The organism is Bacillus sp. FS02 (assembly GCF_024398395.1).
Lineage (GTDB): Bacteria > Bacillota > Bacilli > Bacillales > Bacillaceae > Bacillus > Bacillus altitudinis.
The window spans coordinates 2445761-2467614 of record NZ_CP074101.1; the positions used below are offsets into that span (position 1 = coordinate 2445761).

Annotated in this window: 21 protein-coding genes and 1 pseudogene; 20 read left to right on the forward strand and 2 right to left on the reverse strand. The window is 39.8% G+C overall.

Annotation, left to right across the window (positions count from 1 at the left end; genetic code table 11):
• Positions 1-12 precede the first annotated feature (12 nt).
• The 15 genes and pseudogenes from flgK to KFQ09_RS12450 all read left to right on the forward strand — a co-directional run bounded on the left by flgK (position 13) and on the right by KFQ09_RS12450 (position 15236).
• Positions 13-1533, forward strand: a complete 1521-nt coding sequence (gene flgK, locus KFQ09_RS12380) for a flagellar hook-associated protein FlgK (RefSeq protein ID WP_216942853.1) — start codon at positions 13-15, stop codon at positions 1531-1533.
• An 8-nt stretch (positions 1534-1541) separates the two neighbouring features.
• On the forward strand, positions 1542-2453 hold the full coding sequence (gene flgL / locus KFQ09_RS12385) for a flagellar hook-associated protein FlgL (RefSeq protein ID WP_008348257.1): 912 nt from the start codon (positions 1542-1544) through the stop codon (positions 2451-2453).
• A gap of 46 nt (positions 2454-2499) precedes the next feature.
• Positions 2500-3078 carry a DUF6470 family protein gene (locus KFQ09_RS12390; protein WP_216942851.1) on the forward strand — a complete coding sequence of 193 codons (579 nt, stop codon included), beginning with the start codon at positions 2500-2502 and terminating at the stop codon, positions 3076-3078.
• Between the two features lie 28 nt (positions 3079-3106).
• A complete protein-coding gene (gene fliW, locus KFQ09_RS12395) occupies positions 3107-3541 on the forward strand; it encodes a flagellar assembly protein FliW (RefSeq protein WP_025208061.1) in 435 nt (144 codons plus the stop codon).
• Positions 3535-3759, forward strand: a complete 225-nt coding sequence (gene csrA, locus KFQ09_RS12400; RefSeq protein ID WP_008348252.1) for a carbon storage regulator CsrA — start codon at positions 3535-3537, stop codon at positions 3757-3759. The genes fliW and csrA overlap by 7 nt, the downstream gene beginning before the upstream one ends.
• Before the next feature lie 164 nt (positions 3760-3923).
• Positions 3924-4265, forward strand: coding sequence for a flagellar protein FlaG (gene flaG, locus KFQ09_RS12405; protein WP_007499987.1), 342 nt, complete (start codon positions 3924-3926; stop codon positions 4263-4265).
• A 20-nt stretch (positions 4266-4285) separates the two neighbouring features.
• A complete protein-coding gene (locus tag KFQ09_RS12410) occupies positions 4286-5800 on the forward strand; it encodes a flagellar hook-associated protein 2 (RefSeq protein WP_255835707.1) in 1515 nt (504 codons plus the stop codon).
• Between the two features lie 17 nt (positions 5801-5817).
• On the forward strand, positions 5818-6222 hold the full coding sequence (gene fliS / locus KFQ09_RS12415; protein ID WP_008348247.1) for a flagellar export chaperone FliS: 405 nt from the start codon (positions 5818-5820) through the stop codon (positions 6220-6222).
• On the forward strand, positions 6219-6560 hold the full coding sequence (locus KFQ09_RS12420) for a flagellar protein FliT (RefSeq protein WP_142156119.1): 342 nt from the start codon (positions 6219-6221) through the stop codon (positions 6558-6560). The genes fliS and KFQ09_RS12420 overlap by 4 nt, the downstream gene beginning before the upstream one ends.
• 13 nt (positions 6561-6573) lie before the next feature.
• Positions 6574-6954 carry a DUF8042 domain-containing protein gene (locus tag KFQ09_RS12425; RefSeq protein ID WP_008348244.1) on the forward strand — a complete coding sequence of 127 codons (381 nt, stop codon included), beginning with the start codon at positions 6574-6576 and terminating at the stop codon, positions 6952-6954.
• Between the two features lie 33 nt (positions 6955-6987).
• The gene (locus tag KFQ09_RS12430) at positions 6988-8673 is read left to right on the forward strand and encodes a methyl-accepting chemotaxis protein (protein ID WP_255835708.1); all 1686 of its coding nucleotides are present in this window, start codon (positions 6988-6990) and stop codon (positions 8671-8673) included.
• Between the two features lie 189 nt (positions 8674-8862).
• Positions 8863-9426 (forward strand): ribosome hibernation-promoting factor, HPF/YfiA family, encoded by a 564-nt coding sequence (gene hpf / locus KFQ09_RS12435; protein ID WP_007499992.1) that lies wholly within the window; start codon positions 8863-8865, stop codon positions 9424-9426.
• A gap of 198 nt (positions 9427-9624) precedes the next feature.
• Positions 9625-12149, forward strand: a pseudogene (secA, locus tag KFQ09_RS12440) (preprotein translocase subunit SecA).
• Positions 12150-12216: 67 nt separating this feature from the next.
• Positions 12217-13318, forward strand: a protein-coding gene (prfB, locus tag KFQ09_RS12445) for a peptide chain release factor 2 (protein WP_098680723.1) whose coding sequence is annotated in 2 segments (ribosomal slippage) — positions 12217-12288 and positions 12290-13318 — 1101 coding nt in all. Because the reading frame shifts where the segments join, the coding sequence is not laid out codon by codon here.
• Between the two features lie 124 nt (positions 13319-13442).
• A complete protein-coding gene (locus KFQ09_RS12450) occupies positions 13443-15236 on the forward strand; it encodes a M3 family oligoendopeptidase (protein ID WP_046344580.1) in 1794 nt (597 codons plus the stop codon).
• 214 nt (positions 15237-15450) lie between these two features.
• Here KFQ09_RS12450 and KFQ09_RS12455 read toward each other — a convergent pair whose 3' ends face one another.
• Entirely contained in the window at positions 15451-16185 is a 735-nt protein-coding gene (locus KFQ09_RS12455) for an alpha/beta hydrolase (RefSeq protein ID WP_255835709.1), read from the reverse strand.
• A gap of 189 nt (positions 16186-16374) precedes the next feature.
• On the opposite strand from KFQ09_RS12455, the gene KFQ09_RS12460 reads away from it, so the two are divergent.
• The 5 genes from KFQ09_RS12460 to KFQ09_RS12480 all read left to right on the forward strand — a co-directional run bounded on the left by KFQ09_RS12460 (position 16375) and on the right by KFQ09_RS12480 (position 20930).
• Positions 16375-17223: a YitT family protein gene (locus KFQ09_RS12460; RefSeq protein WP_041091479.1), complete on the forward strand. Its 849-nt coding sequence runs from the start codon at positions 16375-16377 to the stop codon at positions 17221-17223.
• Positions 17224-17271: 48 nt separating this feature from the next.
• A complete protein-coding gene (gene cccB, locus KFQ09_RS12465; RefSeq protein WP_255835710.1) occupies positions 17272-17601 on the forward strand; it encodes a cytochrome c551 in 330 nt (109 codons plus the stop codon).
• Between the two features lie 382 nt (positions 17602-17983).
• The gene (gene ftsE / locus KFQ09_RS12470) at positions 17984-18670 is read left to right on the forward strand and encodes a cell division ATP-binding protein FtsE (RefSeq protein WP_008348229.1); all 687 of its coding nucleotides are present in this window, start codon (positions 17984-17986) and stop codon (positions 18668-18670) included.
• Complete coding sequence (gene ftsX, locus KFQ09_RS12475) at positions 18663-19553, forward strand: permease-like cell division protein FtsX (RefSeq protein WP_024719915.1); 891 nt, start codon at positions 18663-18665, stop codon at positions 19551-19553. The genes ftsE and ftsX overlap by 8 nt, the downstream gene beginning before the upstream one ends.
• Before the next feature lie 114 nt (positions 19554-19667).
• Positions 19668-20930, forward strand: coding sequence for a murein hydrolase activator EnvC family protein (locus KFQ09_RS12480; protein WP_072367407.1), 1263 nt, complete (start codon positions 19668-19670; stop codon positions 20928-20930).
• Positions 20931-20978: 48 nt separating this feature from the next.
• On the opposite strand, the gene KFQ09_RS12485 is transcribed toward KFQ09_RS12480, so the two are convergent.
• On the reverse strand, positions 20979-21719 hold the full coding sequence (locus KFQ09_RS12485) for a sulfite exporter TauE/SafE family protein (RefSeq protein WP_017368130.1): 741 nt from the start codon (positions 21717-21719) through the stop codon (positions 20979-20981).
• Between the last annotated feature and the right edge of the window lie 135 nt (positions 21720-21854).

A 21854-nucleotide genomic window follows, 5' to 3' on the forward strand; every position in this document is an offset into this window, starting at 1 on the left:
AGGAGGATATCTATGGGTTCTACATTCATGGGACTAGAAACGGCAAAAAGAGGAATCACAGCCCAGCGTGCAGGGCTTTATGTCACATCAAACAACGTATCCAATGCAAATACTGATGGCTATTCAAGACAGAGAGTTACCTTTAAAGCAGAGAATCCTTACCCAGTGATTTCTGTTTATGATGGCAAGACATATGGCCAAATGGGGACAGGTGTCCAAGTTGGAACTGTTGAAAGAATTCGAGACAGCTTTTTAGATCTTCAGTATAGAGATCATAACAATAACTTGTCTTATTATGCGACGAAGTCTGATGCTCTTTCACAAATGGAAGGAGTGATGAATGATTTAACAGATGAAGGCTTGAATAGAGCCTTTGATAATCTCTGGAAATCATTACAAGTCTTATCAGAATCGAAAAATGCTGATACTGCTTCAGCCCGTACAGTTGTTAAGACAAGTGCTCAGGCTTTAGTAGATCAATTCCGCCTGCTAAATTCTTCTTTAACAACGATACAAAAGAATTTAAAAACTGAACTCGATTCAACGGCAAAAAATGTGAACACCATATTAACTCAAATTGATGAAGTGAATAAACAGATTGCAACAGTTGAGCCAAATGGTTATCTTCCCAATGATCTTTATGATACGCGAGACGCTCTTATAGATCAGCTTTCCTCACTTGTTGATATTAAAGTGAGCTACAACCCTTCTGGAGGAAATGCTCTGGAAATTGCTGAAGGAACCGTTAACATCGACATTATCGGTGCTAATGGGCAATCTGCTGGAACAATTTTAAATGGCATTACCAATGAAAAATCTGAATTGCAACTTTCCTATGATAATACGACAGGACTTGTTAACTCACTCCAATTTGGAACGACAACCATCGCAGCTGATCAATTACAAGTGAATGGTAAAGTAAAAGCACTTGTTGAGGCGTATGGCTATATGTCTAATGGAGATGAAAAAGGCATGTACCCGGATATGCTTGCTGAGCTGGATGAAGTAGCAAAAGTATTTATGGATACTTTTAACGACGTCCATAAGCAAGGGTACACGTTAAATGGCACAAGTGGACAAGACTTTTTCGATATTGAGAATAACAATGATTTGAATAAAGGCTTGGCAGCACGTATCAAAGTGAGTGACGTGATTTTAGCATCGACAGATAACATTGCTGCATCTCTTAATCAAACGCAAGGTGATGGTTCGAATGCTACGAAATTAGCTAATATTCAAAACTTAAAGCTGCCAATCGGCGGAACTACCACTACGATTCAGGATTACTATCAGAATGTTATTGCTGAAATGGGGATACAAGCTAAAAAGAACATGACCCTTGAAAGCAGTTCAGCTGCTCTTGTGAATTCAGCCAATGAACGCAGGATGTCAACTAGTGCTGTATCTATAGATGAAGAAATGACGAACATGATTCAATTTCAGCATGCGTATAATGCAGCAGCAAGAATTATGACGATGCAAGACGAAGTATTAGATAAAATAATAAACGGCATGGGAGTCGTAGGAAGGTAGGGTAACTGATGCGAGTCACGCAAAGTATGATTTCTCAAAATTCACTTCGAAATATTAGTAAAAGTTATGAAAAACTCTCTAAAATTAATGAGCAGGCACAGTCTGGAAAACGTTTCACAAAAACGTCTGATGATCCTGTGGCAGCAGTGAAAAGTCTTCAATATAGTACAGCCATGTTTCGAAATGAGCAATACCAAACTAATTTAAATGAGGCACGAAACTGGATTGATACATCTGAAACAAGTGTCACTGAAATCATTGATATCATGTCAAATATAAGAGATAAAGTACTCGATGCGGCCAATGGAACAAAACAGCCAGAAGATTTAGCTGCTATCGGAGTGGAAATTGGTCAGATGAAGAATCAAATCATTGATGCAATGAACACGCAGATGTTAGGTAAGTTTGTTTTTAATGGGACGAATACCAATGTTAAACCAGTTGTAGAGAATGCAGATGGTACGTTTACATTTAACTTTGAAAACTATACAGATGCAAACGTGGTTCAGTCGAACATTTCTGATGGAATCACATTAAATGTGAATTCAAATCCTCTTTCAGCTTTTGGTGGGCAATCTGCCAGTGGTCAAAATGTCATTGAAATGCTGACTGATTTAGAAAACTCATTAAAAAATGGAACGTTTACAAATTCAGATGATGCATTAGGAAATATCGATCAGTTTAAAGAAGTGATGAGTGCTGAGCGTTCAGATCTTGGGGCTAGATCCAATCGTATCGACTTAGTCGGGAGCCGTTTGACTTCGCAATTTGAAGTGCTGAAAAAGGCTAAATCAGATGCCGAAGATGTAGAAAGTGAAAAAGCCATTCTTGATCTTCTTCAACAAGAGACTGTGAATAGAGCTGCTTTAGCGACGACAGCTAAAGTGATTCAGCCATCCCTTGTCGATTTCTTAAGATAAGAAAAAGCATCCGTTGGGTGCTTTTTTGCATCATGGAGGTGAACCTATGCAAATCCCTAGATTGTTAATGGAGCAAACTTATGCAAAGCTGCAAATGTCGACAACCCCTTCCAAGCAAGAAGTAGAGCAGCCAAGAGCGGATCTTGACATTCAGCAGCCAAGAGCTGTCATGAATATCACAAGGACACCGTCGAAATTAACCATAGATCAAACCGAGGCATTTGCCGATATGGATATTAAGTCGATTTTTAGGCGTTCAGAGGAATGGGCGGCTGAGGGGAAACGTGCGATTGGAGAAGGAATGGGGCGTAGAGCGGAAGAAGGAAGTGAACTCATCAAGATCGAGAATGGTGGGAATGCGATTGCTGAGTTTGCGAAAATCAACGGCAGTCCTCCAGCAAAACAATTCAACATCGGTGTGATTCCTTCATTTTTTAGTGTAAAAATTCACTATCAGCCATCTGAACTTAAAATTGATGTGGAGCCACAAAAAGCTATTATAGAGGCAACACCTCATAAACCAATTGTTAACTACCAGCCAGGTAAAGTTCATATTGATATGTTACAATTCCCAGAATTAAAAATAGAAGTTGACGAAACAGGTCAAAATGGTGATAAGGTATAGTTAAGAAAAATGAAAAAGGTCGTGAATTATGATCATTCAAACAAAATACCATGGTGAAGTGACGATTAAAGAGGAGCAAATCATTCACTTCTCTAATGGGATACCAGGATTTCTGGATCAAAAACAATTTGTCATTTTACCTTTATCAGAGGAATCCCCATTTTTAGTTCTTCAATCTTTGAAAAATGCAGAACTAGGCTTTATTGTCAGCAGCCCATTTTTGTTCTTCAATCAATATGAATTTGACTTAGAAGAATCGGTTGTAGACATTCTTGGGGTAGAAGATGCCAATGATGTGGAAGTCATGGTTATTTTAACAATGGGATCTTCTATTGAAAAAACGACAGCCAATTTAAGAGCGCCTATTATTGTGAATCGGAAAAACATGAAAGCCAAGCAGGTCATTTTGCATGATTCAGCCTATCATACAAAACATTTGCTAGAGGTGGCTTCCTCATGTTAGTTCTATCTCGTAAATTAAATCAATCGATTCAAATAGGCGACGATATTGAAGTTAAAATTATTGCGATTGAAGGCGATCAAGTAAAAGTCGGAATTGAGGCTCCTAAGCATATTGATATTCACAGGAAGGAAGTATACCTGTCTATTCAAGAAGAAAACAGCCGTGCTGCTAGCTTGTCCTTCGATTTACTTTCTCAATTATCCTCACAAAAAAAGTGAGGATTTTTTTATCCTATTTGTCTTTAAACCTCCGTTTAAAATCATTTCTATATAGGGGTATGACACCATCTATATGAAACTTTAACAAATCGGTCCATCTATATTTAATTTAATAATTCAAAGCCGATATAAAAGATAGATTAAAGCACAGGAGCTGAATAACTATGTCTGTTGGTAAGTTGACTTCGCTAGAGCCACTGATTGATGCATTTCAAACCCGTGTTACGAATCATCAAAATGACAATGCAAACACTGATTTACAAGCAAATGGAAAAGTCGTTTCAAAAGAAGAAATTGAGAAAACGCTTCAAGGAGCAAATAAGCTGATTGAACCTACTCAATTTCATCTTCAATTTGAATTGCATGAAAAACTCAATGAATATTATGTCAAAGTCGTAGATAACCAAACCGAAGAAGTCATTAGAGAGATTCCTTCCAAAGAATGGCTTGATTTCTATGCGGCAATGACAGAAATTGTCGGTTTATTTGTCGATAAAAGAATGTAATTGAAGGGAGAACATAAACCATGGTTAATCGAATTACTGGATTTTCAAATGTATTTGATATTGATGAAATCGTCTCAAAGCTAATGAAAACTGAGCAAGCACCACTTGATAAAATGACACGTCAGAAACAAACACTTGAATGGCAAAGAGACAGCTACCGCGAGGTCAATTCAAAGGTCAAAGAATTAGATGATCTCATTAACAAACTAAATTTAACATTACCAAGTACTTATGGCGCAAAAAAAGTCACAAGCTCCAATGAATCTGCTGTCACAGCAACTGGCTCAACAAATGCTTCTTCTGGCTCGATTAATGTGACCCAATTAGCGACAGCATCCGTATTCAAATCTTCTAGTACATCTGGATTTACTGCTTCAAACGGTACGTTTACGTTTGAGGTGACGACACCAGATTCTACAACACCAAAAACAGTGACCATTAATACCACTGATACAGATACCCTTGATACAATCGTGACAAAATTGAACAGCTCTCAACTTGGTGTCACGGCTTATAAAGGCCAGATCTTTGATGGAACCAACTACGTAGATACGATCGCTCTGACTTCGCGTACGACTGGTGAAGGTGTCAGTATTAAGGCGGCAGATGGTAATTCTGCTTCATTTTTAACGCAACTAGGCTTCCAAGTGGATGGAGATAACAAATTAGTTGCCACCACTCAAGGACAGAAAGCGCAATACGAAATTAATGGTCTCAAAATGGAAAATAACAATAATACCTTCACGCAGGCTGGTATCACATATGAGCTGAAAGGAACAACAGATAAGCCTGTCAGCTTGAACGTTTCAACAGATGTCGATGCCATCTTTGATAAAATTAAACAATTTGTTGATAAATACAATGAACTTGTTGAACAGGTCAATGGTAAAGTGAATGAAAAACGAAACAGAGACTATTATCCATTAACGGCTGAAGAGAAAAAAGCCATGTCTGACAAAGAAGTCGAGCTATGGGAAACAACAGCTAAGTCGGGCTTGTTGAGAAGTGATTCTATTTTACGATCAGGTACTGCTAAATTAAGAAGTGATTTTTATGCCGAAATTACGACAAGCGATGCGAATAAAATTCAAATCACCCAAATCGGCATTACTACATCATCGAAATATAAAGATGGTGGAAAGCTTGAAATTAATGAAGAAAAACTAAGAAAAGCCATTGGAGAAGACCCACAAAAGGTCAGTCAAATGTTTATCTCTGGTTCTTTAAATGTTGACTCTAAAGACAAAGACAAAGCACAGCAGCAATATAAAGAACAAGGAATCATCTATCGCGTCAAAAATTCCTTATCAGCCTTCACGAAGAGTATTCAAACAAAAGCTGGTAGTACATCAATGGAGCTAAAAGAATATGGACTTGGTAAGGATTTAGATTCTTTGACAAAACGAATGGATACATTCCAAGATCGTTTAAAAATGGTGGAAGCTCGTTACTACAAAAAGTTTAACGCCATGGATAGTGCGATTCAAAAGCTAAACAACCAATCTGGCTATCTTTCTCAACTGCTTGGACAATAATTGGAGGTTTATAACATATGGCAATTCAGAACCCTTATGCCGCCTATCAGAAAAATTCTATTGAGACCGCAACACCGGCCGAGTTAACGCTTATGCTTTATGAAGGATGCTTAAAGTTTATTAGATTAGCAAAGCATGGCATTCAAAAAGAAGATGCTGAAATGAGAAACTTGAACCTGAAAAAGGCTCAAAACATCATCCAAGAATTAAATGTCACCTTAAATCGTACGTATGATGTATCAAAGAGCATGGCAAGTATGTATGACTACATCTATCGAAGACTGATTGAAGCCAATCTGCAAAATGACGAAGAGATCCTGAATGAAGTAGAGCAATATGTGACTGATTTCCGAGATGCTTGGAAGGAAGTCATTCAAACCGATCGAAAAGGGCGTCACCACTCTATTGGGGGATCTCTATGAGTATTGTGGACCAACTGCACGACCAAACGTTAAAAATGGCAGCGGAAATAGAGGCCAATCCGCAAAGCGAAACACTCGTTGAAGACTTTGATGCTTTTTTAGTTGAGAGAGACGAACTAATGAGAGACATTCAACATGAGCTTTCCGTTCAAGAAAAAGAGAAAATCAAAGAAATCATTCAAACAGATCAAATAATGGCCAAGCAATTAACAGAGATTCAAAATGGGATCAAGGCAGATATTCAAGCCATTCAACGTAAGAAAACAAAACAGCTGAATTATCAAAATCCGTATCAGCCCATGACAAGTGACGGCGTATACTACGATAAACGGAAATAAATAGGTGAGACCTGTGGCGTATCGTTCAGATGACTATATTTTATTAACCACATATTATGACCTTCTATATACGATAGAAGAGAGTCTAAAATATTTAGATGAAATTGAGAAGGATTTCGCTAAAACAGAAGGGGATCGGATCTTTAATGATCTGATCCATGCCTTCTTTCATTTAGAGACAACACACCCGCTTCTGCTTTCAATTATTGAAAATGAGCACTTTGCCAAGACGATTCGATCGTTTGACCAAATTTTTTTAAGTTTCGATATACTAGCTTTCTATACATTCCCTTCAAATCACTTCCAGTCATTCCTTACATCATATTTTATACCTGAATATAGAAAGTGGATGGATGAAATACATGCCTGTATGAGGCCGTATGTCATTCATTAATTTTTGTTCAATTCAGACCATTCGGAGGAATTTATGAGACTAAAAAATCAATTTTTATTTGGGCTTATTGTCATATGTGTATTGTTTGTCAGTATTTTGGGGTTTTCTAGTTTTATTTATTACAAAACAGATCAATCGTATAAAGCACTTCTCACCAAAGAAGTAAAGCTGTACCAGACCTCACTGGAATTAGAGGCACTGCTACAAAAGCAGGAAGCACAAATTAAAACGTATGTGGTTGTGCAGGATAGGAAAGTCTCACAAAATATTGAAGATACCTATGTTGATATTAATAAAAAAACAGGTGATGCTTTAAAACTGAGTACAGTCAAACAAGCAAAAAAATTGTTAGAAAAGATTTCTCAGAAGAATGAGCTTTATTATGAATCCACGAAAAGGCTATTTATCTCATTGAATACCAACAATCAAAAAGAATTCAACACCCGCCTCAGTCAAGAATTACAACCTATCGAACAAGAAATACATACCTTTACAAAAGAATTTGCTCAAACACAATTGAAACAGCGGGATCAAAAAATCAGTCAGCTCAATGAAGAAAGTAACCAATTATTGCTGACGCTCATTCTCGTTAGCGCAGCGATTATAGTCGGCTTTTTAGTCATTGGCACAAGGTTTGTTCAACGTATGACAAAACCGATTGTCTCTGTCACACATGCAGCAAGAAGAATGGCAGATGGTGACCTCACACTTGAAGAGATTGAAGTAACCTCTAAAAATGAAATTGGCCAGCTCGGTACGGCTTTTAACCAAATGACAGCTCATTTGCGTCAGCTCATCTTACAGGTGCAAAACGGGTCAAGGCAATTAGCTGATTCTGCTGCTCAATTCGAAGAAACCATCAGTCAAACCATTTCGGCTAGTGAACAGACGTCTAGCTCGATTGAACAGGTCAGTGAAGCTTCACGTGAACAATCGGATGCAGTAGGAAAAGTAGCTTCGGCGATTCAAGAAGTCTCGACTGGTATGCATAATGCGGCTGAACATACGTCTGATGTTTCGGGACACTCAATTTCAGTGACTGAAAAGGCTGAAGAGGGCGCATCCCTCATTCAACAATTTGTGAAACAAATGAGTTCTATTAAAGAATCTGTGAATGAACATCATTCTACAATGGCCAATGTACAAGTACAGTTTACCGGCATTCAAGACCTGCTGGGGAATATTCATGCCATTGCAGATCAGACAAATTTACTTGCTTTAAACGCAGCCATTGAAGCAGCAAGGGCTGGGGAACATGGACGAGGTTTTGCGGTTGTTGCAGATGAAGTCAGAAAGCTGGCGGAAGAATCAAGTCAGCTGACTGATCAAATTAGTCAGCTACTCGCCAACGTGAACAAAGATACTGAAAGATCGTCTCAATCTATGACGAAAGTGGAACGAGATGTAGCAGAAGGTGTGAAAGTATCGCAATTGTCTGAACAGAGCTTTCAAGAAATTCTGGAATCCATCCGTGATATCTCGATGAAAGCAGAGGAGCTTTCTGCCACGACAGAGCAAATCTCAGCTAGTACAGAAGAAATTTCTCAAACAATTGGTGTGATAGAAGAAGGAGCCAAGCGAAATTCTGAGGAAACAGAGTACATGTCGGCGGCTGTTGAAGAATCACTAGCGGCGAATGAGGAAATGAAAGCAGCTGCGGAAGATTTAAAATCTTTGTCTCAATCACTGAAAACATCTATTTCATCTTTCAAGATTTAACAGTGCGATGGTCTTTTTCAAGAATCAATCGAATATATATTCATCACCTATCAAGTAAAAGCTGAAGCACCGCAGGATTCGACAAATTTCAATAAAAATTCACATTTTTTTTACGTTTGAGCAGGAGAAAAGGAGGGAAAAGTAGAAATAAGTTTACATATCCTTAATTTTAAAGGAGGCGTTCTTTACATGAATTACAATGTCCGAGGAGAAAACATCGAAGTAACACCTGCACTAAGAGATCATGTCGAGAAAAAAATTGGAAAGTTGGAGCGTTATTTTGAGTCAGATGTTGATGCTTCAGTCAACGTGAACTTGAAATTTTACAACGATCAAGAATCTAAAGTTGAGGTTACCATTCCAATGACTGATCTAGCACTTCGAGCAGAGGTGCATAATGAGGATATGTACAATGCAGTAGACCTAGCAACCAGTAAATTAGAACGTCAAATTAGAAAACATAAAACGAAAGTGAACCGTAAATTCCGTGAGCAAGGTGCGAAAAAGCATTTATTTGCTGGAGGAAACGGTGCTTCCGAAGTAGCAGTTCAAGATGACGAAGAAATTGATGAAACAGAAATCGTCAGACAAAAACGCTTCAATCTAAAACCAATGGATAGCGAAGAGGCCATTCTCCAAATGAACATGTTAGGTCACAGTTTCTTTGTCTTCACAAATGCTGAGACAAATTTGACCAATGTGGTATACCGCCGAAATGACGGTAAATACGGACTCATTGAGCCGAACGCTTAATCATTCGTTCCTTTTGATCCGAAAATGACCTAAAAAAAGTAAACCCGTTCCCTTCATTAGGGGCGGGTTTTTTGTGCTAAATCATTGCAAATTCTTTGGAAATCAAGGAAGGTATGGTATGATAAATGCAGGTAAATATGGACCTGTCAAACTTTTGGACATGCCGAAAAATTGCATGAAATAGAGGAGCGTTATTATATGCTTGGAATCTTAAACAAAGTGTTTGATCCTACGAAACGTACGATCAGCCGATATGAAAAAAAGGCAAATGAAATCGAAGCTCTCGCTCAAGATTTTGAAAAATTATCTGACGAGGCTTTACGAAATAAAACGATCGAATTTAAAGAAAAACTTGAAAAAGGACAATCTGTAGACGACCTTTTGGTTGAAGCATTTGCAACGGTTCGCGAGGCATCACGCCGCATGACAGGAATGTTCCCATTTAAGGTACAGCTCATGGGGGGATTGCCCTTCATGAAGGGAATATCTCAGAGATGAAAACAGGTGAAGGGAAAACGTTGACATCAACGATGCCTGTTTATTTGAATGCTCTTTCTGGAAAAGGCGTCCACATTGTGACAGTCAACGAATATTTGGCAAGCCGTGATGCAGAGGAAATGGGCAAGATTTTTGAATTTCTTGGATTAACGGTTGGCTTGAACTTAAACAGTTTAGACAAAGATGAAAAAAGAGAAGCGTACGCTGCTGATATCACGTATTCAACAAACAATGAGCTTGGCTTCGATTATTTACGAGATAACATGGTGCTGTACAAAGAGCAAATGGTTCAAAGACCACTTCATTATGCCGTCATCGATGAAGTTGACTCCATCTTAATTGATGAAGCGAGAACACCTCTTATTATTTCTGGACAAGCTGCAAAATCGACGAAACTTTACGTACAAGCAAATGCCTTTGTTCGTACGTTAAAAATAGAAGACGATTTCACTTATGATATTAAAACAAAAAGTGTACAGCTGACGGAAAGCGGAATGACGAAGGCGGAAAAAGCATTCGGCATTGAGAACTTGTTTGATGTCAAACATGTCGCTCTTAACCATCATATCGCGCAGGCTCTTAAGGCACATGTTGCGATGCAAAAAGATGTTGATTATGTTGTGGAAGATGGCCAAGTCGTCATCGTTGACTCCTTCACAGGACGTTTAATGAAAGGACGTCGCTATAGTGAAGGTCTGCACCAAGCCATTGAAGCAAAAGAAGGTCTTGAAGTGCAGAATGAAAGCATGACACTTGCAACCATTACGTTCCAGAACTACTTCCGTATGTATGAAAAGCTATCTGGTATGACAGGTACAGCGAAAACGGAAGAAGAGGAATTCCGTAACATTTACAATATGCAGGTTGTCACAATCCCAACCAATAAACCGGTTGTGCGTGATGACAGACCTGATTTAATTTACCGCACAATGGATGGCAAATTTAAAGCAGTAGCTGAAGACGTCGCACAGCGTTATATGACAGGACAGCCGGTTCTTGTCGGAACTGTTGCGGTTGAGACATCTGAATTGATTTCAAAACTGCTTAAAAATAAAGGCATCCCTCATCAAGTGTTAAACGCGAAAAACCATGAGCGTGAAGCACAAATTATTGAGGAAGCTGGACAAAAAGGTGCCGTCACAATTGCGACAAACATGGCGGGACGTGGAACAGACATCAAGCTTGGCGAAGGTGTGAAAGAACTAGGCGGTCTTGCTGTTATTGGGACAGAGCGTCATGAATCACGCCGTATCGATAACCAGCTCCGTGGTCGTTCTGGTCGTCAAGGAGACCCAGGGATTACTCAATTCTATCTCTCAATGGAAGATGAATTGATGCGCCGATTTGGTGCAGAGCGGACAATGGCGATGCTTGATCGCTTCGGTATGGATGACTCTACTCCAATTCAAAGTAAAATGGTCTCAAAAGCTGTTGAATCTTCTCAAAAACGTGTTGAGGGGAATAACTTTGATTCCCGTAAGCAGCTTCTGCAATATGATGATGTTCTTCGTCAACAGCGTGAAGTCATTTACAAACAGCGTTTTGAAGTCATCGATTCTGATAACTTGAAATCGATTGTGATCAATATGATTCAATCGTCTATTGAGCGGGCTGTTGGATCTTACACGCCGAAAGAAGAACTTCCAGAAGAATGGAAACTAGATGGTCTTGTTGAATTAATCAACACGAACTATTTAGATGAAGGTGCCATTTCGGTCAAAGATATCTTCGGTAAAGAAGCAGATGAGATCACCGAATTCATCATGGAGCGGATTAAAGAGAAATATGATGCAAAAGAAGACACATTTGGCGATGAACAAATGCGTGAATTTGAAAAAGTCATCGTTCTTCGTGCAGTAGATTCGAAGTGGATGGATCATATCGATGCAATGGATCAGTTGCGTCAAGGAATCCATTTACGTGCATATGCACAAACCAATCCGCTTCGTGAGTATCAAATGGAAGGATTTGCGATGTTTGAGCATATGGTCGCTTCAATTGAAGATGACGTCGCTAAATATGTGCTAAAATCAGAAATCCAAAACAACCTAGAACGTGAAGAAGTCGTTCAAGGACAAACAACTGCTCATCAGCCTCAAGAAGGCGATGAGGAGAAAACAGTGAAAAAAAAGCCGGTGCGTAAAGTGGTGGATATCGGAAGAAACTCACCATGTCACTGCGGAAGCGGCAAGAAATATAAAAATTGTCATGGGAAGACAGAATAAGTAATGGAAAGAGGTGAAAACCTCTTTCTATTCATGTCAGCCCCCATACATCTATGAGGTGAAGGATATGGAATTAGTAGAAATTAGACAAGAGCTTGAAAATATGGCTAGCAGGCTAGCTGATTTTAGGGGGTCTCTTTGACCTCGATACAAAAGAAGCGAAAATTGCAGAGCTTGAGGCCACGATGTCAGAGGCTGACTTTTGGAATGACCAGCAAAAAGCGCAAGGTGTCATTAATGAAGCCAATGCACTGAAGGATTATGTGAATACATATCATGAGCTCAGTGAATCTCATGATGAGCTGCAAATGACGCATGATTTATTAAAAGAAGACTACGATGAGGATCTTCATGCAGAGCTTGAAAAAGAGCTGAAGAACTTAACAAAACAATTTAACGAGTTTGAATTGCAGCTTCTTTTAAGTGAACCGTATGACAAAAACAATGCCATTCTTGAGCTTCACCCGGGTGCAGGTGGAACGGAATCACAGGACTGGGGATCGATGCTCCTCAGAATGTATACCCGCTGGGCAGAGCGCAGAGGCTTTAAGGTTGAAACCCTTGATTATCTTCCAGGGGATGAAGCGGGAATTAAGTCTGTGACATTGCTGATTAAAGGACATAACGCTTACGGTTACTTAAAAGCAGAAAAAGGTGTCCATCGTTTAGTCCGTATTTCTCCATTTGATTCATCTGGCCGTAGACATACATCTTTCGTTTCCTGTGATGTCATGCCAGAATTTAATGAAGAAATTGATATCGATATTCGTACAGAGGATATTAAGGTGGATACGTATCGTGCAAGTGGTGCAGGGGGGCAGCACGTCAATACGACGGACTCTGCGGTTCGTATCACACACATCCCAACAAATGTCGTCGTGACGTGCCAAACGGAAAGATCCCAAATCAAAAACAGAGAACGTGCAATGAAAATGCTGAAATCTAAGCTTTATCAAAAACGGATCGAAGAACAACAGGCGGAATTGGATGAAATCAGAGGAGAACAGAAAGAAATTGGCTGGGGAAGCCAAATTCGCTCGTATGTTTTCCACCCATATTCTCTTGTGAAAGACCATCGTACCAACACGGAGATGGGAAATGTTCAAGCGGTGATGGATGGAGATTTAGATTCCTTTATCGATGCGTATTTACGTTCAAAATTATCATAAAAACTCGGCTTCTTGCCGGGTTTTTTTAATTGTGAGAAAATATAATGAATATAAAGGAATACATATGCCATACTGACTCTATATCCTTTGTATGATGAAATTAGCAATTAAAGGGGGAAATAATTTGGGATTAAAACCATTACAAGAGACGTGGGATTTAGATGCCTTTTTTAAAGGAGGCAGTTCTTCATCAGAATTTATCACATACTTACAGCACATACAGCAGCTATTAGATGAGTTACGACAAAAGGTAGATGCCTTTTCAAAAGAAGATACACAAATTGAAAAAGAGTTAACAGCTGTCCTTGAAACGTATGAAATCACATATAAAAAATTAGCACAAGCAGGTTCATTTGTATCCTGTCTACAATCTCAAAATACAAAGGATATGAAGGCGGGCAGTCTCCGAGGGTCTATTGCCAAGCTGGAAGCTGAATTAGGAACCATTTTAGCAGGGTTTGATCAATCACTTGCTGAGATACCTACTAGCCAGTGGGAAGAATTAATGGATTCAGCCGCTTTCTCAGATGTTCGTTACATATTAAATGAACGAAGAGAACATGTGAAAGATCAACTGCCTGTTGAACAGGAAACACTCATTCAAAAACTAGCAGTAGATGGGTATCATGCGTGGGATGAACTTTATTCTAGCTTGGTGAACAAAATTACCATTCCATTTGAGCAAAATGGTGAAACACAAATGATTTCTGTAGGCCAAGCAGAAAATGCGATGGATGATTCAGACCGTGAAGTGAGAAAAGCCGTCTATCATAATTTAGAACATGCATGGACACAGGATGAACATTTGTTTGCAAGCACACTCAATCATCTCGCTGGTTTTCGTCTACAAGTATATGAAGCCAGAGGATGGGATCATATATTAAAAGAGCCCCTTGATATTTGCCGGATGAAACAAGAGACGCTCGATACAATGTGGTCTGTCATTGATGAACATAAACAGCCATTCATTGATTATTTACAACGTAAAGCTGACATGCTTGGGGTTGATAAACTAAGCTGGTTTGATGTGGGAGCGCCTATTGGAAGTGAGACAAAAACCTATTCTTATCAAGACGCAGCCGCTTTTATTATCAAGCATTTCGCAGGGTTTGGAAAAGAGCTTGCTGCTTTTACTGAAAAAGCTTTTAATGAACGCTGGGTAGAAGCTGAGAATCGCCCAAACAAACGAGTGGGCGGTTTCTGTACGAATTTCCCTGATAGCGGAGAATCACGTATTTTTATGACCTTCTCAGGGACTCCATCCAATGTAGCGACACTAGCACATGAGCTTGGTCATTCGTTCCATCAGGAAGTCATGCAGGATGTTCGGATGTTGAATCGTAAATATGCGATGAATGTAGCTGAAACTGCGTCTACATTCGCAGAAATGATTGTGGCAGATGCTTCATTAAAAGAGGCGGCCAATGAAGAAGAGCGTCTCAGTTTGCTAGAGGATAAGCTGCAGCGCAGTGTGGCATTCTTTATGAATATTCAATCACGCTTCTTATTTGAACAACGCTTTTATGAAGAGCGCAAACAAGGAGAAGTGCCAGCTGACCGCTTGAATGAGTTGATGGTAGAAGCACAGAAGGAAGCCTTTGGTGACTCTTTAGATGAATACCATCCGCATTTCTGGGCGTCTAAACTGCATTTCCATATTACAGGTGTCCCGTTTTATAACTTCCCTTACACCTTCGGGTACATGTTCTCGCTAGGTATTTACGCAAAAGCATTGCAGGCTGGGGCATCATTTGAAGAGAAATATATTGCGCTATTAAAAGATACAGCGTCAATGACTGTAGAAGATTTGGCATATAAGCACCTAGGTGTCGACCTTACTCAAAAAGCATTTTGGGAAGAGGCCATTTCACTGGCTGTGGCAGATGCTGAAGAGTTTTTAGAAGCGACGAAGGCATAAAAAATGAAAAGCTCCCATTACGGGAGCTTCAGCGTGTAGACAAACCCTCGCATTCGGTGTCAGTCCTGCGCTTCGGTGCTCACGAATGTCAGATTCGCTCCGCACCGATGCTCGTCCTTCCTAGACTGCAAAGGTTTTCTATCACGCTGAAAAGAAGACAAAGGGCTAAAATCAAGTTCATTTTAGCCCTTTGTCAACAATCTTGCAGCTCCCATTACGGGAGCTTTTTTGCTGGTTTTACCCATTCCAGCATCGTCTGAACGATGTCTTTTTGTTGCGTGAGGACTGGAATGTCTGCAGGCTGATCCCCTTTTTGTTTGCCATACATGCCAAATTGAGCATGATTACCACCTTTTATCTCATGATACACCGTTTGAGAAGGCAGCTGCTTTTTCGATTTTTTGATTTTTTCTCGTGTTGCGAGACCATCTTTTTCGCCTGAAATAGATAATACTTGCAAGGAAGCCTGTTTCAAATCATCTGATGCAGGATAGGAGGCAAGGAAAAAGAGGCCGTCCAGCTTGCTTTGATTTTTCTCTGCATACATAGCGGCAGCTGTCCCGCCTAGCGAATGTCCGCCAATGTACCAATGCTTGATGACTGGATGACTTTTGAGGATATCCTCTGCCTTCTTCGTATTAAAAATCGCGAAGGAAAATGGCATGTCTGGGATAAAGACCGAATAGCCTTTCTTCATCAGCGCATTCCCTAGATAGGCATACGCAAGAGGTTCAACTTTTGCCCCAGGATAGAGAATGATGCCAGTATCGCTTTTTGATGCTTCAAATGAATATACCCCATTTTTATGATCGACCTGCTCAATCTTCATCTGCTTTTTTAACGCTTCCGATGGTCCATATGTAAAGCGGCTCCATGTATAGAAAGCACCAAAAGCTAAGATGATGAGTGCAAGTAATGTAATACCGGTGACCTTCAGTATTTTCTTCATCGTATGTCCCTTCTTTCTCATGTACATATTAAATATACCATCATTTACTCTTCTGCCAAACGGCAAGTACGCTGATCCGGCTGTGTGATAAAGTATTAATCCATTAGCACTGCATTTGGCTGTTATTTACAATCTGAATGAGAGGGCTTAAAATAGGTGTGCATTCAGAAGTAACGGAGGAAGAAAGACATGAAGCAGGAACATTCTCAACTTTGGATTGAAGTGAAAAATTATGTACTTATTTTAATAGGATCAGCCATCGTGGCGGTTGGCTTTAATACGTTATTATTACCAAATCAGATTGCTGCTGGCGGTGTGAGTGGAATCAGTACCATTATGCAGTCATTCGGTTTTGAAGCTGCATATGTACAATGGGGTCTCAATATTCCGCTCTTTATCGCAGGCTTTTATTTATTAGGTGGAACATTTGGGGTAAAAACGCTCGTTGGTTCTGTCTTTTTACCTTTAATGGTGTTCTTAACAAGACACATTGCTCCTGTCACCCATGAAGCACTGCTCGCCGCAATATTTGGCGGTGTAGTGATTGGGATCGGGATTGGGCTCGTTTTCCTCGGCAATGGTTCAACGGGAGGAACGGCACTTGCGGCCAAAATCATCAATAAATATACAGGGCTGACGTTAGGTACTTGTTTAGCGATGATGGACGGTTTGATTGTTTTGGCGGCCATGACTGTTTTTGGGATTGAAGAAGGACTGTACGCTGTGATCGGAGTGTTCATTTCTAGTAAGACGATTGATGTGGTTCAGGCTGGCTTTAGTCACTCGAAGATGGCCATGATTATTACGGACCATGAGGATGAGGTCAGACAGGCGGTGTTTGATCAAATTGATCGTGGTGTAACGAAGATTTCAGCAGTAGGTGGGTACACCGACCATGACCGGCCTATTTTAATGTGTGTGGTAGGGCAGTCACAATTCACAAAGTTGAAACAAGTGGTAAAAGCGATCGATGCATCAGCGTTTGTCATCGTCATGGATGCAAAAGAGGTGCTTGGTGAGGGTTTTAAAAGGGCGTAAACAAGGATATAATAACGTTGACCAAATGATTGTAAGGGAGGGAAATACATGAAAAAGAGCAGATTAACGCTTCTTTTTGTCGCTATGCTTTTTGTACTTGCGGCCTGTGGAGGAAATTCAAGTAGCAGTGACAAAGAAGGCAGTAAAAGTGCTTCAAGTGTGAGCAGTGGTGAAGAGATTTATCAGCAAAACTGTATTGGCTGTCATGGAAAAGACTTATCTGGCGGAGGCGGCCCAAGCCTGAAAGAAGTCGGGAAGAAATATAATGAAAGCCAAATTGCAGATATTGCCCAGAACGGTAAAGGATCTATGCCAAGCGGAATGGTAGATGAAAAACAAGCAAAAGAAGTCGCCAAATGGCTTGCAGAGAAAAAATAAAACCTTTGTCTAATCGACAAGGTTTTTTTATTTTCTATTTGTAGAAAAAGACTTTTGGATAGTATGAAAACGTATTATATTAAATTTTATTTAAAAAATAAGGGTAAAAAGACACGTTTTTCGGTTTTGGTTGCTCTATTTACCTTTTATTTATAAGTTTTGAAATATAAATGTAATACCATTGCGTCGATTCATGACGTATAATTGGAGTTGTTGAAATTTAGACGATTCAATTTTTTCATCTTTTTGGATGAAAAGGACATAAATTGCTTGTGCGTATCGAAGGGTATGTGCGTGACCATACATAACGTTTTTTGACGAGAAGTGTCAGAACATCATGATAAGCTGTTTGACAGCGAATAAGAAAAGATTAGGTGATTACATGATTGAAATGAAGGAAGTCTATAAGATCTATCCTAATGGTGTAAAGGCGATCAATGGAATCAATGTCTCTATCCATCCAGGAGAGTTTGTGTATGTTGTTGGTCCCAGTGGCGCTGGTAAATCCACGTTCATTAAAATGATGTATCGTGAAGAGAAGCCAACAAAAGGGAAAATCTTAATTAATAACAAAGATTTAGGCTCGATGAAGGAAAAAGAAATTCCTTATGTGAGAAGAGAAATTGGCGTAGTATTCCAAGATTTCAAACTGCTTCCAAGTCTTACGGTCTTTGAGAACGTGGCATTTGCTCTTGAAGTCATTGGTGAACAGCCAAGTATTATTAAGAAAAAAGTGCTTGAAGTACTTGATTTGGTGCAATTAAAGCACAAAGCTCGTCAATTTCCAGATCAGCTTTCCGGCGGTGAACAGCAGCGTGTATCGATCGCTCGTTCGATCGTCAATCATCCTGAGGTTGTCATTGCAGACGAACCGACAGGAAACCTTGATCCAGATACTTCATGGGAAATCATGAAGACACTCGAAGAGATTAATAACCGCGGAACAACAGTCGTCATGGCGACACACAACAAAGAGATTGTAAACAGCATGAAGAAACGCGTCATCGCAATCGAAGATGGAATGATTGTGCGTGACGAAGCAAGAGGGGAGTACGGAATTTATGATTAAAACTCTCTCGCGGCATTTACGTGAGAGCTTCCGTTCACTTGGAAGAAACACGTGGATGACATTTGCATCAATTAGTGCGGTCACTGTCACTTTGATTTTAGTTGGGGTTTTTCTTGTCATTATGCTCAACTTGAATAACATGGCATCGAACGCTGAGAAAGAAGTAGAAGTAAAAGTTCTCATCGATTTAACTGCGAATCAAAAGCAGCAGGATGAATTAAAAGCAGAAATTGAGAAGATTCCTGAAATCAGTGATGTGAAATATTCATCCAAGGATGATGAACTAAAAGCACTGATTAAAAGCTTTGGTGAAAATGGACAATCTATGGGACTGGTTGATCAAGAAAATCCATTGAATGATGCGTTTATTGTAAAAACAACAGATCCTCACGATACACCAAAAGTAGCGAAGAAATTAGAAAACCTAAAAGGGACGTATAAAGTCACTTATGGAAAAGAAGAGGTCAGCCGACTCTTTAATGTTGTCGGAGTGGCGCGTAATGTCGGCATCGCACTTATTATTGGGCTTTTATTTACAGCGATGTTCTTGATTTCCAATACGATCAAAATTACGATTTTTGCTAGACGTAAAGAAATTGAGATTATGAAACTAGTAGGTGCAACGAACTGGTTTATCCGCTGGCCGTTCTTCATCGAAGGATTACTACTTGGTGTATTTGGCTCGATTATACCAATCGCTGTATTGCTTGGCACGTATCAATATGCTGTCGGCTGGGTGGCGCCAAGGGTACAAGGTTCATTTATTTCAATGCTTCCATACAATCCGTTTGTCTATCAAGTATCACTGATTCTACTATTAATCGGTGCCATTATCGGTGTGTGGGGAAGTTTAACGTCCATCCGTAAATTCTTGAAAGTATAAATCTATTTATATTGATGGCAGCACTCGAAGATTCTATAGAAGATGTGACCGGTTGATCCAATTCATCCGGTCGACTCTTCATGCAGGCAGTTGTCATGGGAGGGGAATATCGTTTTGAAAAGAAAGCTGATGATGGCTGGAATGGCAGCGTTTATTGGAACAACGTGGCTATACATTCCAGGGAACGAAAATCGTGCATTCGCATACGAAGACCTAGATCAAAAACGTCAACAAATTGAAGAGAAAACATCGAAGACTGAATCAACCTTGAAGAAAAAGAAATCAGAACTGGCAAAGCTTGAAAAGAAAGAATCAAAGCTCAAGCAAGAAATTGAAAAAATTGACCAAAAAGTAAGTGCCGCAACTGAAAAAGTCGCTGAAAAAGAAAAAGAGGTCAAACAGACGAAACAACAGATCAAAAAACTAAAAAAAGAGATTGAAGTCATCAACGAGCGAATTGAAAAGAGAAAAGCGATTTTCAAAGATCGAATTCGTTCTATGCAAAAAAGCGGCGGTACAATCAACTATTTAGATGTGCTGCTAGGTGCTCGTAGCTTTAGTGATTTTGTCAGTCGTGTGGGAGCTGTTACAACCATCGTCGAAGCAGATAAAGACATGATTACAGAACACGAAAATGATTTGGAGCTAGTAGAGCAAAAAGAAGCAGAGCTAAATAAACAGCTAAGTGGACTTGAAACATCTTTGAAAGAGCTTGAAACGTTGAAAAAGGACCTATCTAAACAGCAAAAAGAAAAAGGAAAAGTCCTTGGTCATGTAACGGAAGAAAAAGAACATGCACATGATGAACTAGGAAAGCTTGAAAATGAACAAGAAATTTTAGCGAATCAAAAAGCGGCGGTAAAGTCTGAAGAGGCACGTCGTCAAAAAGAAGAAGCGAAGAAAGCAGAACAAGCAGCTGCTGAGAAAAGTGCACCTGCACCAAGTGGAGGATCTGATCAAGTGTCAGATACACCAGCAAGTAGCTCAGGTTTCATTAAACCAGCTGCAGGCCGTTTCTCATCAGGCTTTGGCGGACGTTCTGGCGGACAGCATTACGGATTAGATATCGCTGCAAAAGGCACTGTATCTGTCGTTGCAGCCGCATCTGGAACAGTCACGAACTCAAGCTACTCGTCGAGTTATGGGAACGTGGTGTTCATTACACATAACATCAATGGCCAAACGTATCAAACGGTATACGCTCATCTTTCAACAAGAAGTGTGTCAACAGGTCAAAGAGTCGAGCAAGGTCAATTCCTTGGATATATGGGCAACACAGGTCAGTCTTATGGCCAGCATCTTCATTTTGAAATTCATAAAGGATTATGGAATGGCGCGAAATCAAATGCAGTCAATCCAGCGCAATATATCCGCTAATAAAAAGCCGATAACAGCATGTTATCGGCTTTTTTCATGTAGATGAAGTTAAAATAACAGCAGTAATCCGGCAATAATAGGTGTTAAAAGCACAGCGGATTTTAAGAGAGGTTTCGGCGCAAGGCGTGTAAATTTTGCCCCAATAAAAGCTCCTAATACGGTACCGATTAAGATCTGAACGAGCAGGATAAAGTCAACATAGCCTTCTGAAATATAACCAATTCCACCGCCAATAGAGATTGGAATAATCACTAGCATCGTTGTGCCAACAGCTTGTCTAATAGACAGCTTCAGCAAAATCAAAAGCCCCACTTGAATAAATGGTGCTGATCCGATACCGAACATCCCTGAAAGCATCCCTGATACAAGGCCTAATATAATGCCCCTGATCAGCAATTGGCGTGAAGAAAGCGGCTGCTGCTCAGCATCTTCTTTTAGGACAAACAATTTGATCATCATAAAAACAGCAGATAAAAAGAGCATACCAGCTGTTAAATAGTGCAGGCTATCCTCTGGAATAAAAGGAGCCACTTTTGCTCCGGCAAATGAAGCAATACAAGCTAGTGCACCGACAATCAAACCTGATTTGAGCTGGATATTTCCTTCCCGGTAGTGGCTGTATGCACCAGATAAAGTCGTAAATGCCATAGCAGCTAAAGATGTCCCAAGTGCAGTATGGATTGGTACATCAAAGATTAACGTCAGCAATGCGATGACAAAACCAGCCCCGCCAGCTCCTACAAACCCTAGTAAAATTCCTAATAAAAGCATCGTCAATATAATATACATAGCGAAGACTCCTTCTCGATCATAACAAAATAAAAATTACACCTATTGAAATGATTAGTCAAGCCTCCTTAGGAGAATGTCTTTACATGAAATCCCTTCTTCTGGCATATAATAACTCAGGTCATCAGGAAGAGT